At 65.0% G+C, this 16,103-nt stretch carries 14 protein-coding genes; 2 read left to right on the forward strand and 12 right to left on the reverse strand.

Annotated features, from left to right (window positions below):
• The first annotated feature begins 89 nt into the window (after positions 1 to 89).
• The gene (locus IC50_RS03085) at positions 90 to 872 is read left to right on the forward strand and encodes an ATP-binding cassette domain-containing protein (RefSeq protein WP_035700266.1); all 783 of its coding nucleotides are present in this window, start codon (positions 90 to 92) and stop codon (positions 870 to 872) included.
• On the forward strand, positions 869 to 2,428 hold the full coding sequence (locus IC50_RS03090) for a glycine betaine ABC transporter substrate-binding protein (RefSeq protein ID WP_035700268.1): 1,560 nt from the start codon (positions 869 to 871) through the stop codon (positions 2,426 to 2,428). The genes IC50_RS03085 and IC50_RS03090 overlap by 4 nt, the downstream gene beginning before the upstream one ends.
• A gap of 88 nt (positions 2,429 to 2,516) precedes the next feature.
• Here the strand turns inward: IC50_RS03090 and IC50_RS03095 are convergent, their stop codons facing one another.
• The 12 genes from IC50_RS03095 to IC50_RS03150 form a co-directional block, all read right to left on the reverse strand.
• Positions 2,517 to 3,479 carry an ABC transporter permease gene (locus IC50_RS03095; RefSeq protein ID WP_035700271.1) on the reverse strand — a complete coding sequence of 321 codons (963 nt, stop codon included), beginning with the start codon at positions 3,477 to 3,479 and terminating at the stop codon, positions 2,517 to 2,519.
• Entirely contained in the window at positions 3,469 to 4,455 is a 987-nt protein-coding gene (locus IC50_RS03100; RefSeq protein WP_050990868.1) for an ABC transporter ATP-binding protein, read from the reverse strand. Before IC50_RS03100 ends, IC50_RS03095 begins: the two co-directional genes overlap by 11 nt.
• A complete protein-coding gene (locus tag IC50_RS03105) occupies positions 4,452 to 5,618 on the reverse strand; it encodes a COG1470 family protein (RefSeq protein ID WP_035700273.1) in 1,167 nt (388 codons plus the stop codon). The genes IC50_RS03100 and IC50_RS03105 overlap by 4 nt, the downstream gene beginning before the upstream one ends.
• A 234-nt stretch (positions 5,619 to 5,852) precedes the next feature.
• Complete coding sequence (locus IC50_RS03110; RefSeq protein ID WP_035700276.1) at positions 5,853 to 7,565, reverse strand: sulfatase-like hydrolase/transferase; 1,713 nt, start codon at positions 7,563 to 7,565, stop codon at positions 5,853 to 5,855.
• Between the two features lie 358 nt (positions 7,566 to 7,923).
• On the reverse strand, positions 7,924 to 8,772 hold the full coding sequence (locus IC50_RS03115; RefSeq protein ID WP_035700278.1) for an SDR family oxidoreductase: 849 nt from the start codon (positions 8,770 to 8,772) through the stop codon (positions 7,924 to 7,926).
• A 494-nt stretch (positions 8,773 to 9,266) separates the two neighbouring features.
• On the reverse strand, positions 9,267 to 10,286 hold the full coding sequence (ilvC, locus tag IC50_RS03120) for a ketol-acid reductoisomerase (protein ID WP_035700280.1): 1,020 nt from the start codon (positions 10,284 to 10,286) through the stop codon (positions 9,267 to 9,269).
• Between the two features lie 133 nt (positions 10,287 to 10,419).
• On the reverse strand, positions 10,420 to 11,022 hold the full coding sequence (locus tag IC50_RS03125) for a LysE family translocator (RefSeq protein ID WP_035700283.1): 603 nt from the start codon (positions 11,020 to 11,022) through the stop codon (positions 10,420 to 10,422).
• 7 nt (positions 11,023 to 11,029) lie between these two features.
• Positions 11,030 to 11,905, reverse strand: a complete 876-nt coding sequence (locus tag IC50_RS03130) for an EamA family transporter (RefSeq protein WP_035700286.1) — start codon at positions 11,903 to 11,905, stop codon at positions 11,030 to 11,032.
• A gap of 170 nt (positions 11,906 to 12,075) precedes the next feature.
• Positions 12,076 to 12,771: a class I SAM-dependent methyltransferase gene (locus tag IC50_RS03135; RefSeq protein WP_035700289.1), complete on the reverse strand. Its 696-nt coding sequence runs from the start codon at positions 12,769 to 12,771 to the stop codon at positions 12,076 to 12,078.
• A gap of 3 nt (positions 12,772 to 12,774) precedes the next feature.
• Positions 12,775 to 13,317: an acetolactate synthase small subunit gene (ilvN, locus tag IC50_RS03140; protein WP_035700291.1), complete on the reverse strand. Its 543-nt coding sequence runs from the start codon at positions 13,315 to 13,317 to the stop codon at positions 12,775 to 12,777.
• 24 nt (positions 13,318 to 13,341) lie between these two features.
• Entirely contained in the window at positions 13,342 to 14,313 is a 972-nt protein-coding gene (locus IC50_RS03145) for a threonine dehydratase (RefSeq protein WP_035700295.1), read from the reverse strand.
• Positions 14,314 to 14,317: 4 nt separating this feature from the next.
• Entirely contained in the window at positions 14,318 to 16,093 is a 1,776-nt protein-coding gene (locus tag IC50_RS03150) for an acetolactate synthase 3 large subunit (RefSeq protein WP_035700298.1), read from the reverse strand.
• Positions 16,094 to 16,103: the final 10 nt, after the last annotated feature.

The raw sequence follows: 16,103 nt of genomic DNA on the forward strand, positions 1-16,103 counted from the left end.
GCGGCCAAGTTCAATCAAGGCGCCAAGCGTGCTACGCATGGGCCCCGCCACCCCGCCCCTCAGAGGCAACCGAGCCGAGCGCACGCCTGATGCCGTCCAGTCCCATGATCGGCTATGCACACGTCACCAAGAGCTTCGGCTCCCTCAAGGCCGTGAACGATGTAACGCTCGACGTCGCCGAGGGCGAGTTTGTGGCGATCGTCGGCGGCTCGGGCTCGGGCAAGACCACGCTGCTGCGGCTCGCCAACCGGCTGATCGAGGCCGACGGCGGCACCATCACGGTCGAGGGCGAGGACGTGAGGAAGGTCGATCCGGTCGCGCTGCGGCGACGGATCGGCTATGTCTTCCAGAGCGGCGGGCTGTTTCCGCACTTGAGCGTCGCCGACAATATCGGGATCACGCCAAGGCTGCTGGGCGAGCCGTCGGCTGCAATCGCAATGCGCGTCGACGAGTTGCTGGAGCTGGTGCAGCTCGAGCGGGCCGCGCATCGCGACCGTCTGCCGGAAGCGCTCTCCGGCGGCCAACGCCAGCGCGTCGGCGTGGCGCGGGCGCTCGCGGCAAGGCCTCGCATCGTGCTGATGGACGAGCCGTTCGGCGCGCTCGATCCCCTCACCCGCGATGCACTCGGCGACGACTATCGTTCGCTGCATCGCAGGCTCGGCCTGACCACCGTGATGATCACCCATGACATGACGGAGGCGATTCTGCTCGCCGACCGCATCGCAGTGATGCGCGGCGGACAGCTGCTCGCGCAGGGCACGCCCGATGAGCTCACCAGGAGCGGCGACGCCTACGTGCTGGAGCTGCTGCGCACGCCGCGGCGCCAGGTCGAGCGGCTGAATGCGCTGTTGCCGCAGAGCGGTGCGGCATGAGCCTCCTCGCCGATCCGCGCTGGGGCGAAGCGCTGGCGCATCTGCCCGACTATCTCGGCAACCATGTGCGGGTGAGCCTTGCCGCACTGGCGCTCGGTCTCGCCGTCAGCCTGCCGCTGGCGATCCTCACGCGCAATCGCCCGGCACCGCGCGCCATGCTGCTCGCATTCGCCAGCATCGTGCAGACCGTGCCTGGGCTGGCGCTGCTTGCGCTGTTCTATCCGCTGCTCCTGCTGGCTGCTTCCGTCGCGCTGGCCTGGTTCGGCGTTTCCTTCTCCGCATTCGGCTTCCTGCCGGCGATGCTGGCGCTGGCGCTCTATTCGATGCTGCCGGTCCTGCGAAACGGCATCACCGGGCTCAACGGCATCGATCCCGCGCTGATCGAAGCCGCCAAGGGCGTCGGCATGACCGGGCGGCAGTCGCTGGTCATGGTCGAGCTGCCGCTGGCGCTGCCGGTGATGATGGCGGGCATCCGCACCGCCGCAGTCTGGGTGATCGGCACCGCGACGCTATCGACTCCGATCGGGCAGACCAGTCTCGGCAATTACATCTTTGCCGGGCTCCAGACCCAGAACTGGGTGTTCGTGCTGTTCGGCTGCCTGGCCTCGGCCCTGCTTGCGCTCGCCGTCGATCAACTGCTTGGCCTGATCGAGAACGGCCTGCGTCGTCGCAACCGTCTGCGCGCAGCGCTCGGCTGCGCCGGGATCGCGGCCCTCGTCGCCGCAACCCTGGTGCCGACGATGGGGCGCTCCTCGCAGGGCTACGTCGTCGGCGCCAAGACATTTGCCGAGCAATATGTGCTGTCGGCGCTGCTCAGGGACCGTCTCCAGGCCGCCGGTCTGTCCGCGACGGCGCGCTCGGGCCTCGGCTCAAGCGTGATCTTCGAGGCGCTGAAGGCCGGCGACATCGATCTCTATGTCGACTATTCCGGCACGCTTTGGGCCAACCAGCTCCATCGCACCGACATCAAGCCGCGCGCGGTGCTGCTCGCGGAACTGAAAACGGCGCTCGCCAGGGACAACATCACCCTGTTCGGCGAGCTCGGCTTCGAGAACGCCTATGCGCTGGTGATGCCGAAGCAGCGCGCCGAGGCGCTCGGCATCCGCAGCATCGCCGATCTCGCCGCGCACGCATCGACGATGTCGATTGCCGGCGACTACGAGTTCTTCTCGCGACCGGAATGGGCCGCCCTGCAAAAGGCCTACGGCCTTTCGTTCCGCGCCCAGCGCCAGATGCAGCCGGATTTCATGTATGCGGCCGTCGCCAGCGGCGAGGTCGACGTAATCGCCGGCTACACCAGCGACGGCCTGATCGCGAAGTACGATCTCGTCGCGCTCGACGATATCAGGCACGCGATCCCGCCCTACGACGCCATCCTGCTGCTCGCGCCGAAACGCGCCGGTGACCAGCGATTGAAGGCGGCGCTGAAGCCGCTGCTCGGCAAGATCGACATCGCCACCATGCGCGAAGCCAATTTGCGTGCCAGCGGCAACGACGCGAACTCATCGCCGGATGCGGTGGCGAAGTGGCTGTGGGGAACGATCAGGCACCGATAGGCACAGTCGAGGGGGTGGCCGCGATGGGGAATTCCGGCCACCCCCTCTCGCCCGTCTCCTGGAGGAAGAGAGGGCGATGCCGATCCGCTCACGCCCTCACCTCCTGCCGCTGGAACAGCACGTAGCTGAACGCGAACAGGATGATGGTGCCGGCAACGAGGCCGACGGTCTGCGGCCATGCGATCATGATGCTTTCGCCGAACGGAAGCGGCGCGCCGATCACGGCGCCGCGAAGTTGATCGAGGAACACGGGCCCGAGCGTACGCGTCGTCGGCGACAGCACGGCCAGCATCGCCTCGCCGAACAGGTCGTTCGGCGAAAGTCTCAGCAATTCCTGCGTCCAGACAGCGGTCGCCGGATCGTTCAGGCCGAGCAGCGCATAGCGAGGATCGGACGGCGCAATCAACTGCGCCACGGCCGGGGCCAGCATCGGCCAGAGCACCGTCAGGAACAGCCAGATGCCCAGCGAGACCAGCGCCGCCGTGGCGGCCGACCGGAAGACTGTGGACAGCAGCATCGCAAGCGACAGCCAGACCCCAGCGTAGAAGATCGCCACGACCAAGAAGACCAGCGATCTTGCAATCTCCTCGCCGCCGGGAGGTACACCGAGGAAGAGCAGACCGAGACCGATGACAAGCAGCCACAAGGCGGCAAGGCTGATGCCGATCGTGGCAAGCGCCGCAAGGAACTTCCCCATCAGCAGCGCGTCGCGGTAGATCGGCTGTGCCAGGATGCGCGACAGCGTCCGCCGGCTGTGCTCGCCATTGACGGCGTCGAAGCCGAGCCCGATCGCCATCAGCGGAATGAGAAAACCGAGGATCGCGACGAAAGACGGCAGCGGCGCCTGGTCGGTCGTGAACAGCCGCAGCAGGAGAAACGGATCCTCGGCCGTGGTCTGCCTGAGGCTGCTGATCGCCTCATAGAGCGCCGCCAAGGCCGTGAACACGATCAGGAGTTCCAGCATCAGCATCCGGATGCTGGAGACGTGATCGGCGAGTTCCTTGACGAACACGGTCGACAGTCCCTGGAACGGTGATCCCTCACGCCGCATGACGAACGTCTCCCGCGGGCTGCGCCTGGAAACAGTGTGCATAGATTGCTTCGAGGCTCGGCTCGTCCACCGACAGCTTTCGCAGGGCTCCATCGACCGCGACAACGGCGCGGGCCGCGTCGGGCCGCACATCGCGCTCGGCCGTCATGCGGAAGCGGTCGTCCGCGAGGGTCTCCACCTTGGTCACGCCCGGGATCAGCGCAAGCCGCCGGGCGATGCCGGCCCCCTCGGCCTCGACCTCAACGACGAAGCCCGCGCCAAGCACCTTGACCGCAAGCTCCGGCACGGCTCCCATCAGCTCGATCCGCCCGGCCCGGAACAGCGCGACGCGATCGCAGACACGCTGCACCTGGTCGAGCATGTGGGAGGACAGCAGCACGGTGACGCCCTCGGCTTTCAGCTCGCCGATCAATCCGAGGAATTCCTGCGTCGCCTGCGGATCGAGCCCGGAGGTCGGCTCGTCCAGGATTGCGATCTCGGCGCGCTTCACGATGATCTCGGCCAGGCCCAGCCGCTGCCGCATACCACGCGAGAAGGTCGCGACAGGCTTGGCGGCGACCTCGGCGAGACCAACGCGGGCGAGCGCCGCCTCGATCCGTCCTGCCCGCTCGGCGCGGGCGAGGCCCATCAGCTTGGCCGTGTAGGCGAGGTTTTCAGCGGCCGTCAGCTGATCGTAGAAGCCGACGGCGTCGGGCAGATATCCGACACGCCGCTTGACCTTCAGCGGCTGCCGCGCCGGATCGAAGCCGAGCACGCTGACCTCTCCAGACGATATCTCGGTCAGGCCGAGCATCATCAGGATGGTCGTCGTCTTGCCGGCGCCGTTCGGGCCCAGCAGGCCGAACACCTCGCCGCGGGCGATGCCGAAGTCGACGGCGTCGACGACGACGGTTCTTCCATAGCGTCTGGTCAACCCCCGCGCACTGATCACGAGATCTCGCCGCTCGTTTCTGGTCTCGCTCTGTTGCTCGGTCATCGGCGTCCGAACCTCGCTACTGCGCCCAGCATCAAGAGGAGTGCGAGGCCGATGACTCCGGCGCCCGCAACGCCCCAAACCGTCGATGTGGCGACGGTGATGCGGAACTGGCTGGAAGCACTTTCCCCGCGCGATGTCGCGCGGATGGTGGCCTGATAGTCGCCGGCCAGCGACTTGTCGCTGGGCGTGAGCAGCGCCTGCACCTCGCTGTCCTTGCCGGGCACGAGGCGATCGATCGTCGCCGGCTCGAAAGTCACCTTCCAACCGCTCGGCGCCGTGCCGGCCAGCGCGATGTTCTCGGCCGGTGCCGTGCCGGTGTTGGTGACGACGACCGGTATCGAGCTTTGCTTGCCCGCAACCGCACGCGCGCTCAAGAGGCCGTCGCGCCCGGTGATCTGGAGCTGGGGTTGGCCGACGATGTCGAGCGCAAGTTCGGTGGAGGCCGAGGTGTCCTCCGCCTTCACCGTCACCTTGACGGGGAAATGGCCCGCGTCGACGGTGGTGGGCGGACGCACCTTCAGCTTGATGTCCTTGGACTGCCCGGCATCGATGGGGATCGAGGACAGCTCCTGCGTGCCATACGCCTCGGTGAACGAGGTCTCGAAATTGGTCGGCGCCTCTGCGGCGAAGCTTGCCACGAGGTTGCGGCCCGAATCGTTCTTGATCGAAAGGGTGTAGTCGAAATTGGACTTCGGGCTGCCGCGCAGCGAGGGCAGGCTCGACTTGACGGTTAGTTTCGCGGGCAGCTCCTTTGCGAGCGACACCGCGATCGGAAGCTCCGCGCTTGCACCCTGCCCTTCGGCCCGGACCGTGACGGTATGCGCGCTGAGATCGCTGCCGGCGGGCACGTCGAGCCTGAGCTGAAGTGCGACATTGCCATCAGCAGCGGGCATCGCAGCGCCGACCGGCTGGCCGCCACCGAGCAGCGTCGCGGTCCAGCCGCTCGGCACGCCTGCGACCGAAAGCTGGTAACGTTCCGGCGCCAGACCGTAATCCTGCAAGCGCAGCGAAACATTGGTCGTGGTGCCGGGCTGCACGGTGATCGCCGGATAGTCGGTCATGAGATAGAGGCCCTTGATGTCGTGCGTGGCTTCAGCCGCATGGACGGCCGGGCTCAGCAGCACGAGGGCAAATGCAAGACGCGCAGCATCAAGCGCTCGCATGGACGATACTCCTGCAAGGAAGGTGGATCACGAATGGGCATCGCGCCGCCGGAAAGACGATGGTGACGGCGTGTCGGATGATGGGAGCAATCGTGACGAAGTTTTGGAAGTGGAGTGGCCCGCCAATTACAAGTCGGTGATTTCGGGCATATTCGGCTCAGACTTTAGTTCAAAAATTTCTGCACGAGGAAAAGATTACGAAGCCGTAATGCAAACGGGACGCAAGCGCGTCCGCTACAGCCCCGTGATCATCCCCGCGTCGATCAGCAGCCGGTTCAGCCGCCGCGCCTCGGCGCCGTCCTTGCAGCCGTAGAAGATACCCTTGCAGCGGAGCATGATCTCCTTCTGCTCGGCGAAGGACGGGTCGAGCGGTATGCCGGCGGCCTCCTGGATCACCAGCGGCAGATAGGGGCCGTCGATCGTGTCCATCACGGCCGCGCTTTTCACCGGCTCGAAATTGGCGGCGTCGATCGCATAATAAGTCGCGTAGAGACGCGGATCGTAAGCGTCGAGCTTCTTGCCGAGTGCGCCCTCGTCGAGCCCGGGCTCGAGGATGGCAGGCGCGAACTCCGGCTGATGATCGCCGTAGCGCACAATCAGGAAGGGCTCGCCCGGAAAGGTCTTCTTCAGCCCGGCGACGAAAGCCCTGTACTGCTCGGCGCTCATGGCCTGCCGGCGCAGATATTCGTCGATGAACGGCGCATTGCCCGGTGCGCGCCAGTTCGGCAGCAGGTCGGGCCGGAACCGCGTCTCCCAGGGGAAATGGTTGGCGCCGAGATAGATGAAGGTGAACAGCGGCTTGTTCGGCGGCTGCTGGCCCATCAGCTGGAGCGCCTTGTCGTAGAAGAAGCTGTCAGGTTCGACATCCTTCGCGCCGAGGTTCTTCGCATCGAGAAAGCGCTCGATGCCGGTCGTCATCTGGAAGCTGCGCGCGCCCATGAAGCCGCCATAGGCGGGATAAAGCGACAGCGTATCGTAGCCGCAACGGCGCAGCGCCAGCGGCAAGCCGCGCTCGACACGGCTCGAGGCGATCCGCGTCACGAAATAGGCGAAGCGTCCGAACGAGCGCGAGGAGAGCCCTGCAAGCACGTTGTATTCGGTGAACCAGCTCGGTCCACCATTGCTCTCGGCCAGGAACGTGCGCTGCTTCCCGTCCCAGGACTTGAAGTGGCTGCCATAGCCCTGCGGCACCTTGATCCCTTGCGCGGCGCGGATGTCGAAGCTCGATTCATCATGGATCATGATGATGTTCGGCCGGCGGCCGGCAGGATGGCAGGCATCGACGAGCGGTATGTTGAGCCGTTCATTGGTCGCAGCGGCCGCCTCCATGAAACCGTACTGCGCGAAGTCCGACACCGCGGTGACGCCCGAGCGGAAGAATTTCGAGAGATAGCCGTCGTCGTAGTAGCCGCGCCAGGCTTCATCCGGATGATAGAGCGAATACCCGACAAGCCCGGCGAGGCAGGCGAGCTTGCAGGCCAGCGCCGGCAGGCGGCGGACGCGGAACGGATCGAGCCACCACAGCGAATACATCAACGGCAGCGTGACGAGGCCGGCCAGGATCACCGACCAGCGCAAATTCGGGAAGATCGTGAACAGGAACGCGACGGTGTCGCGGTCGATCATCATCAGATCGATGAAGTTCACCGTCATCTGCACGACGTCGTGCTTGAGCCGCGACAGCAGAACCAGCACGACGACCAGGGTCAGCGATAGAGCGCCCGAGAGCGCCGGCCGTCGCAGCAGCGTGATCCAGAAGAAGTTCAGGATGCCCCAGGCGAGCGCGAAGGACAGGCGCGAACCGAAATCGGTCTCGGTCTCGAACATCAGCGCGAGCGCAGCGAGATGCGGCGCTGCAACCGCGAGCAGGCGCCAGATGCCGAGCGCGGCGACGCTCGCCAGCACGGCGGTCGTGGCAGAAGGACCAGGATTGGGCGCGGACGCCATCGACAATACGCTAAACTTCAACTCCGGCCCGGTGATGCCAAGCCGTCCAGCCGACCGGCCAGGGCGCGGCGCAGCCGGAAGCCTGCACCGTGTCATAAAACTGTAACGGAACCGTCAAGGACAGGCAACGCGCGGTGCGGTCCGACCTTGGCTCAATGTGAGCAAGCGGCGAAGCGCCGCATGGCGGCTGCCGAAGCCGCCCGGTCGTGCCAGGGCTTTGCGATCCCTGCGATGAACAGGTCGAGCACCCTCTGCTCAATTCGCAAGTTGCAGCGCAGCATCGATCAAAGCGCGGCCGAGATCACCGTGGTGATACGGCCCGGCTTCGGATGCGGGGCGGTGGGCCGACGTGCCGGCATCACTGCGGCAGCAACCCGAGCCGCTTGGCGATGATGCGGTCGAGTGTCCGCTTCGGCAGCAGGGCTGCGATCACGTGGCGCATCGGGTCCGGCGTGATCTGATAGCGCACCTTGGGGCTTGCCGCGGTCAGCGCCTCGAACACGATTTCGGCAATGCGCTCGGCCGGCAGCCCCTTCGCGCCGAGCTCCGTCATGAAGGCCATCACCTTGTTGAGCGCCGGCAGATAGGGCGAGTTCTTGTAGACGGACAGATCGATCTGTTCGGCCTTGCTCCAGATCGGCGTCTTCACCGCGCCGGGGGCGACGATGATGACGTCGATGCCGAACAGCATCAGCTCGCGGCGCAGGCTTTCCGACAGTCCCTCGATGGCGTGCTTGGAGGTGCAGTAGGGTGCCGACAGCGGATTGCCGTTCTTGCCCGCAACCGAGCTCATCATCACGATCCGACCCTTCGGTCCCTTCAACGACGGATCGGCGCCGAGCAGCGGCCCGAACACCTGTGTCGCGATGACGGGGCCGATGACGTTGATGTCCATCTGGCGGCGGAAATCATCGGCCGACAATTCGAGCACGGGACCGGCGACCGCGATGCCTGCATTGTTGACAAGGCCTGCCAGCGTCTCGCCGCCCAGTGCTTCGCGGACTGTTCGCCCGGCAGCAAGGACTGCGGCCTCGTCGGTGACGTCGAACAGGAGCGGGGTGAAATTGGCGCCGAACTCACCCTGGAGCCGGTCGGCGTCCGCCTGCTTTCGGACGCTACCGAAGACGCGATAGCCGCGCGCGACCAGAAACTTCGCAATGGCCCAGCCGATACCGGTGGACGCACCGGTGACGACGACAGATCGCATGGTCCTCTCTCCAAGAGTTCCCCCGCAAGATCATGTGGGAGCGAAGGTGCCGGGTACGCAATGGCGTGTGATCGCGATGAGATGGACGCGAGATGAGAATACGGATGAAGAGCCGAATCCTTAGCCCTGAAGACGCAGACGTTTTTGGTGTTCTGAAGGTCGCCAAAAAATCCGAGAAACCACGCGATTTCAAGAATGTGATTTAAATGTCAGTTCTTCGCATTCAGGCCGGCGCCGTCGGCCCGCGAAGAATTTGAATGAAGCGGCAATGCTTCGCGCGGGATGGAAAGTACGAGATCGCCGTTTGCGATCTCGCTCGACAGTAGCCGCGAAGATTTAAAATTTGGTTTGGCGAGCGAAGCTTATGTTCACTCGTGTCCCGGACGAAGCGCGGCGCGTAAGCGATACGCCGCAGAGCCGGGATCCAGGAAACGCAATGTCCCCCGGATCGGCAGCGCACCACGGCATGATGCGCTGCGTCCGGGAGCGACGACTTAGTTCTTCGACTTGTCGACCAGCGCGCCCTTTTTGATCCAGGGCATCATGTCGCGCAGCTTCGCGCCGACTTCCTCGATCGGGTGCGCGGCGAGCTTGGCGCGGGTCGCCTTGAACGAGGTCTGGTTGACCTTGTTCTCGAGCATCCAGTCGCGGGCGAACTTGCCGCCCTGGATGTCGGCGAGAACCTTGCGCATCTCCTTCTTGGTCTCGTCCGTGATGATGCGCGGACCGGTGACGTACTCGCCATATTCGGCGGTGTTGGAGATCGAGTAGTTCATGTTGGCGATGCCGCCTTCATAGATCAGGTCGACGATCAGCTTCACTTCGTGCAGGCACTCGAAATAGGCCATCTCCGGCGCGTAGCCGGCTTCGACCAGGGTTTCGTAGCCGCCCTTGATCAGCTCGACTAGGCCGCCGCAGAGCACGACCTGCTCGCCGAACAGGTCGGTCTCGCACTCTTCCTTGAAGGTGGTCTCGATGATGCCGGCGCGGCCGCCGCCGATGGCGGAAGCATAGGACAGGCCGAGGTCATGGGCGTTGCCCGAGACGTCCTTGGCGATCGCAATCAGGCAGGGCACGCCGCCGCCGCGCTGATATTCCGAGCGCACGGTGTGGCCGGGGCCCTTCGGGGCGATCATCAGCACGTCGAGGTCGGCGCGCGGATCGAGCAGGTTGAAGTGGACATTGAGGCCGTGCGCGAACACCAGGGCGGCGCCCTTCTTCATGTTGTCGTGCAGGTGCTCGCGATAGATGTCGCCCTGAAGCTCGTCCGGCGTCAGCATCATGACGAGGTCGGCCCATTTGGCGGCTTCGGCAACTTCCATCACCTTGAAGCCGGCGTTCTCCGCCTTCTTGGCCGAGGCCGAACCCTTGCGCAGCGCAATGGCGACTTCCTTGACGCCGGAATCCTTCAGGTTGAGCGCATGGGCATGGCCCTGGCTGCCATAGCCGACGATGGCGACCTTCTTGCCCTTGATCAGGTTCAGGTCGGCGTCGCGATCGTAGTAAACACGCATGGTCGTTTCCTCGTTCAGGGCCGAAAATCGGCCAATGGTCAGTGTCCGAAGGGTGAAATTTGCGGATTTCGGGGGCTGTCTAGAGCATTTTCAGCCCTGAGGGAAACCCGTTTCTGCATGGAAATCCGCGACATCATGCATCCATGAAAACGGGGTAGAGGGAGGCGAGCAGCAGGCCCGCCATCAGGATATTGAAGACGCGGACCAGGCGCTCGGAAGTCAGGACCGGGCGCAGCGCGGTGCCGAACAGAGCCCAGACCACGGTCGAGACCGTACCGACGATGAGGCTGATCGCGGTCTGGACGGCGATGTTGAGCGGGAATTGGGCAATCGCCGCGTAGGCGGTGATGGTGCCGATGACGATCACCCAGCCCTTGGCATTGATCCACTGGAACATGGCCGCGCCCCAGAAGGTCATCGGGCCGCGGGCACTCTCCGTGCCCGGCTTGGCCGGACCGGACATGGCGATCACGGCGGCAAGGTAAATGAGGTAGGCAGCGCCGGCATATTTCAGGATGGTCTGGAGGATCGGATAGGCCATGAACACGGTGCCGAGCCCGAGGCCGACCGCCGCGACCATGAAGGCGAAGCCGATGGTGATGCCGGCGATATGGGGAATGGTGCGGCGGAAGCCGTAGGTCAGCCCTGACGACAGCAGCATGATGTTGTTCGGCCCCGGGGTGAAGAACATCACGAGGGCGAAGATGATGAAGGCATAGAGCAGCGATTGCGACATGCTCACCTCACGCCGTCTTCGGCGAGACTTGAGGGCGCCTCGCCAGCACCATCACGGCGATACCGCCGACCACGGTCAGCATGCCGGCCAGGCGCAACGGTCCGAAGCGCTCTCCGAACACGATGCTGGAGGCGGCCGAGCCGACGAACGGCACCAGCAGCGCGAACGGCACCACCTGCGCGGCCGGATAGTCGCGCAGCAGGCGGCCCCACAGCCAATAGGCGATGCTGGTGGAAATGCCGCCGAGCATCAGCATGCAGAGCGCCGACGCCAGCGATATGTGGGTCAGCGACGTCCAGGTCGCCGCCGGGCCATTGGCGATCAGCGCCAGCACGAACAGCGGCACCGCCGAGGCGAGACATAGCCATGCGAACAGGTCGAACATCGGCGCACCGCGGGCGCCACGGAGCAGGAGGTTGCCCACGGCGAAGCTGAGCGGCGAGATCATCAGCACCGCGAAGGCCGCGACGCTGAAATCATAGCCGACGGTGCCGCAGATCATCAGCAGGCCCGCCGCGGCAAAAACGATACCCAGCGTCTGCAGCCGTGTCGGCCGCTCACCGAACGCGAGCGCGGCAAAACCGATGGTGAACAGCGCCTGGCTTTGCACCACGACGGACGTCAATCCCACCGGAACGCCATGCGCGATGCCATAGGCCTGGCTCAGGAACTGACCCAGGAACAGCGTGGAGCTGATCGCGATCAGCAGCGACCAGGCGATCTTCGGCTTGCGAATGAACAGGCAGGGCACTGCGGCAATGGTGAAGCGTAGCGCCGTCATCAGCTCCGGCGACAGCTCGTCGAGCGCAATCCGGCTCGCCACGAAGGCAAGCCCCCAGATGATCGCCACCAGGACGGCGATGAGGATGTCGGCAGGCTTCATTCCAAACTCCCTAACCTCTCCCGCTTGCAGGAGAGGTCGCGCCGAAGGCGCGGCTGAGGGCTTTCTCCTCTTGGAGGTTCTCGCTTGTGGAGATACCCTCTCCCCGACCCTCCCCCGCATGCGGGGAAGGGGGCGCAGCGACGTCGTCGTTGCAGCTTGCTCTCACGGCTCTAGCCTTGCTTGCCGGCTTTCGGTTTTCGCAGCAGATAGGTGCCGTGCATGGGGGCGTGGTAATCGGCCGAAACCAGCGTGAAGCCGACGTCGGTCAGCATCCGCTCCATCACCCAGCCGAAGGTGGAGTATTCGTCGCGCATATGCGTCACCACGCTCTCCCGCGCGAAATCGTGGTTCTTGATCTGGAAGTCGGCCCATTGGTCGACGTCGCGCTCGATCGCGTCAGGCATCGCTGTGTAGACGATGTCGCGCAGATAAAAGCTCGCACCCGGCTTCAGTGCGCGATAGATCCGCGACATCGCCACCGCCTTCCAGAAATCCGGCAGATGGTGCAGCGTGAACTCGCTGACGATCAGATCGTAGGACTCGGGGCGGTAGGCGAAGCTGAGCAGGCCTGCCGACTGGGTGCGCACGGGCGCCTTGCGGTCGCGGGCGTAGATCTCGGCGAGCGCCAGCATCGCCGGCGAGATGTCGATGGCGTCGACCTCCGCGCCCATCAGCGCGGCCTCGGTCGCCAGCACGCCGTTGCCGCAGCCGATATCGGCGATACGCCAGCCGCGCTGCACACCGAGCATTTTCAGCGCGGCGCGCGCCCGCAGATCGGCATCGTCATGGTTGTCGTAGATCGACGCCACGGCGGGCTCGATCCCCATCCGGTTCCGCTCGTTGTAGTACCAGTCGCGCGCCAGCATGGCTCACATCCCTTCAGGCCCGCGACCGATCGCGGCAACACCGGTGCGCGACACCTCGACAAGGCCGAGCGGGCGCATCAGGTCGATAAATTGATTGATCTTGTCCGTATTGCCTGTGATCTCGAACACGAAGCTCTCGGTGGTAGCGTCGATCACGCGGGCGCGGAACGCATCCGCCAGCCTGAGCGCCTCGACCCGATGCTCGCCCTGCCCGCGCACCTTGACCATCGCCAACTCGCGCTCGATCGAACGCCTGGTCAGGGTCATGTCGACGACCCGGTAGACGGGGATCATGCGGTCGAGCTGGTGCTTGATCTGCTCGATCACCATCGGCGTACCCGTGGTGACGATGGTGATGCGCGACAGATGCTTCTGGGCCTCGGTCTCCGAGACCGTGAGGCTCTCGATGTTGTAGCCGCGCCCCGAGAACAGGCCGATCACGCGCGCGAGCACCCCCGGCTCGTTCTGCACGAGCACCGAGAGCGTGTGCGTCTCGTTGGGATCGTGACGGTCCTCGATGAAGTAGGCGGATGCGGGCTGGTTCATTTGTCGTCCCCTCTTGTCTCTCCGTCACGCCATCGCTGGCGCGCCCGTCCCGACCCAACGGCGGAACAGATCGAAATCGATATTGCCGCCGGACAGTACGAGACCGACGCGCTTGCCCGACAGTTTCGTCTTCTCCTGAAGTGCCGCGGCGAGTGGGGCCGCTCCGGCGCCTTCGGCGAGATTGTGCGTGTCGGTCCAGTAGGCGCGGATCGCTGCGGCGACTTCGTCGTCGGTAACCTGCACGATGCGCGACGCGCCCTTGCGGATCAGGGCGAACGCATCCGGGTCTGGAATGCGCGTCGCCATGCCGTCGGCGAGCGTATTGCTGGTTTCGGTCGTCACGATCCTGCCCGCAGCAAACGAGAGCGCGTAGGACGGCGCCTCAGTCGATTGCACGCCGACGATCTCGGTCTGCCGGCCCAGCAGGTCGCGCGCCATGATGCAGCCGGAAATTCCGGAGCCCTGTCCGATCGGCACATAGAGAACGTCGAGATCCGGCGCCGTCCGGAACAGTTCGAGCGCATAGGTGGCGACGCCGAGCACGAGATCCGGATGGAACGACGGCACCATGTGCAGGCCGGTAAACTGGGCGCGCCGCTGGGCCTCCTCGGCGGCCGCCTGAAAGTCCTCGCCATGCTCGACCAGTTCGGCACCGAACGCCTTCATCGCGCGGTTCTTCTCGACCGAATTGCCCCGCGGCACGTAGATCACGGCGGGAATGCCGTGACGAGCTGCGGCAAAGGCCAGGCTCTGGCCGTGATTGCCGCGCGTCGCCGAGATGATGCCAGGCGTGTTCGGCCGCTCGCGCTTCAGCCGTTCGAGATAGACGAGGCCGCCGCGCACCTTGAAGGCGCCGATCGGTGTGTGGTTCTCGTGCTTGACGACGACCTCGGTCCCAAGACGTTCAGCGAGCAGCGGCCAGGCATGCGCCGGCGTCACCGGCACCGCCTGCCCCACGATCGCGTGTGCGCGCTCGAGCTCGTTCAGGTCGAACATGGCCTCACACCAGCGCCTTGCCGCCGGCGAATGCCTTGGCCGTCGCTTCGTCGTTGGCCTGCTCCGGCAGCAGCATCTCGTTGTGCGCCTTGCCGGAGGGGATCATCGGGAAGCAGTTTTCGAGCGCGGCGACGCGGCAGTCGAACAGCACGGGGCGCCTGACCGAGATCATTTCCTGGATCGCGCCATCGAGATCGCCCGGCTTGTGCACCTGGAGGCCGACGGCGCCGTAGGCTTCCGCCAGCTTGACGAAATCCGGCAGCGCCTCCGAGTAGGAATGCGACAGGCGGTTGCCATGCAGCAGCTGCTGCCACTGCCGCACCATGCCCATGTACTGGTTGTTCAGGATGAAGATCTTGATCGGCAGCTCGTACTGCACGGCCGTCGACATTTCCTGCATCGTCATCTGCACCGAGGCGTCGCCCGCGATGTCGATGACGAGACTGTCGGGATGGGCAACCTGCACGCCGACCGCGGCCGGCAGGCCGTAGCCCATGGTGCCGAGACCGCCGGACGTCATCCAGCGATGCGGCTCCTCGAAGCCGTAGAACTGCGCCGCCCACATCTGATGCTGGCCGACCTCGGTCGTGATGTACGTATCCTTGCCGCGCGTCGCCTCGAACAGGCTCTGGATCGCGTGCTGCGGCAGGATAACGTCGTTGCTCTTCTTGTAGTAGAGCGAGTTGCGGGCGCGCCATTGCGCGATCTGCTGCCACCAAGACTTGATGTCGGGCTTCTTCGCCTCCGCCTTGAACACCTGGAGAATGTCGCCGAGGATGTTGCCGCAATCGCCGATGATCGGCACGTCGACCCGGATGTTCTTGTTGATCGAGGACGGATCGATGTCGATGTGGATCTTCTTCGAGCCCGGGGAGAACGCATCGACGCGGCCGGTGATGCGATCGTCGAAGCGCGCGCCGACGCACAGCATGACGTCGCAATCATGCATGGTCATGTTGGCTTCGTAGGTGCCGTGCATGCCGAGCATGCCGAGCCAGTTCTTGCCTGACGCCGGATACGCACCGAGGCCCATCAGGGTGGAGGTGATCGGAAAACCGGTGACCTCGACCAGTTCGCGCAGCAGCTTGGTGGCTTCAGGACCGGAATTGATGACGCCGCCGCCGCTGTAGATCACCGGGCGCTTGGCGCTCGCGAGCAGCGCCACGGCCTTGCGGATCTGCGTCGCATCGCCCTTCACGCGCGGCGCATAGGAGCGGTGCACGTCGGACTTGCGCGGCGGATGATAGGTGCCGGTCGCGAACTGCACGTCCTTGGGAACGTCGACCAGCACCGGGCCGGGACGGCCGGAGGTCGCGACATAGAAGGCTTCGTGCAGCACCTTGGCCAGATCGTTGACGTCGCGCACCAGCCAGTTGTGCTTGGTGCAGGGACGCGTGATGCCGACGGTGTCGCATTCCTGGAAGGCATCGTTGCCGATCAGATGCGTCGGCACCTGGCCGGAGATGCAGACCAGCGGGATCGAGTCCATCAGCGCATCGGTGAGTGGCGTCACCATGTTGGTGGCGCCGGGGCCGGAGGTCACCAGCGCGACGCCCGGCTTGCCGGTCGAACGCGCATAGCCTTCGGCGGCGTGGCCCGCGCCCTGCTCGTGGCGGACCAGGACGTGCTGGACCTCGCTCTGCTGGAAGATCTCGTCGTAGATCGGAAGCACCGCGCCGCCGGGATAGCCGAAGATGTCGGTCACGCCGTGATCGATGAGCGCGCGGACGATCATTGCGGCGCCGGTCATCTGGTTCGGATCGTGGCTCTTGTCGCTCATTGGCTTGCTC

The sequence above is a fragment of the Bradyrhizobium genomosp. I (2014) genome, from assembly GCF_000261685.1.
Lineage (GTDB): Bacteria > Pseudomonadota > Alphaproteobacteria > Rhizobiales > Xanthobacteraceae > Bradyrhizobium.

Excerpts from the sequence above, each read along its gene's own strand:
- IC50_RS03100 (WP_050990868.1), bottom strand. The coding sequence starts at position 4,455 with ATGACCGAGCAACAGAGCGAGACCAGAAACGAGCGGCGAGATCTCGTG.
- IC50_RS03095 (WP_035700271.1), bottom strand. The coding sequence starts at position 3,479 with ATGCGGCGTGAGGGATCACCGTTCCAGGGACTGTCGACCGTGTTCGTC.
- ilvC (WP_035700280.1), bottom strand. The coding sequence starts at position 10,286 with ATGCGTGTTTACTACGATCGCGACGCCGACCTGAACCTGATCAAGGGC.
- IC50_RS03150 (WP_035700298.1), bottom strand. The coding sequence starts at position 16,093 with ATGAGCGACAAGAGCCACGATCCGAACCAGATGACCGGCGCCGCAATG.
- IC50_RS03125 (WP_035700283.1), bottom strand. The coding sequence starts at position 11,022 with ATGTCGCAATCGCTGCTCTATGCCTTCATCATCTTCGCCCTCGTGATG.
- IC50_RS03115 (WP_035700278.1), bottom strand. The coding sequence starts at position 8,772 with ATGCGATCTGTCGTCGTCACCGGTGCGTCCACCGGTATCGGCTGGGCC.
- IC50_RS03130 (WP_035700286.1), bottom strand. The coding sequence starts at position 11,905 with ATGAAGCCTGCCGACATCCTCATCGCCGTCCTGGTGGCGATCATCTGG.
- IC50_RS03145 (WP_035700295.1), bottom strand. The coding sequence starts at position 14,313 with ATGTTCGACCTGAACGAGCTCGAGCGCGCACACGCGATCGTGGGGCAG.
- IC50_RS03135 (WP_035700289.1), bottom strand. The coding sequence starts at position 12,771 with ATGCTGGCGCGCGACTGGTACTACAACGAGCGGAACCGGATGGGGATC.
- IC50_RS03110 (WP_035700276.1), bottom strand. The coding sequence starts at position 7,565 with ATGGCGTCCGCGCCCAATCCTGGTCCTTCTGCCACGACCGCCGTGCTG.
- IC50_RS03090 (WP_035700268.1), top strand. The coding sequence starts at position 869 with ATGAGCCTCCTCGCCGATCCGCGCTGGGGCGAAGCGCTGGCGCATCTG.
- IC50_RS03105 (WP_035700273.1), bottom strand. The coding sequence starts at position 5,618 with ATGCGAGCGCTTGATGCTGCGCGTCTTGCATTTGCCCTCGTGCTGCTG.
- IC50_RS03085 (WP_035700266.1), top strand. The coding sequence starts at position 90 with ATGCCGTCCAGTCCCATGATCGGCTATGCACACGTCACCAAGAGCTTC.
- ilvN (WP_035700291.1), bottom strand. The coding sequence starts at position 13,317 with ATGAACCAGCCCGCATCCGCCTACTTCATCGAGGACCGTCACGATCCC.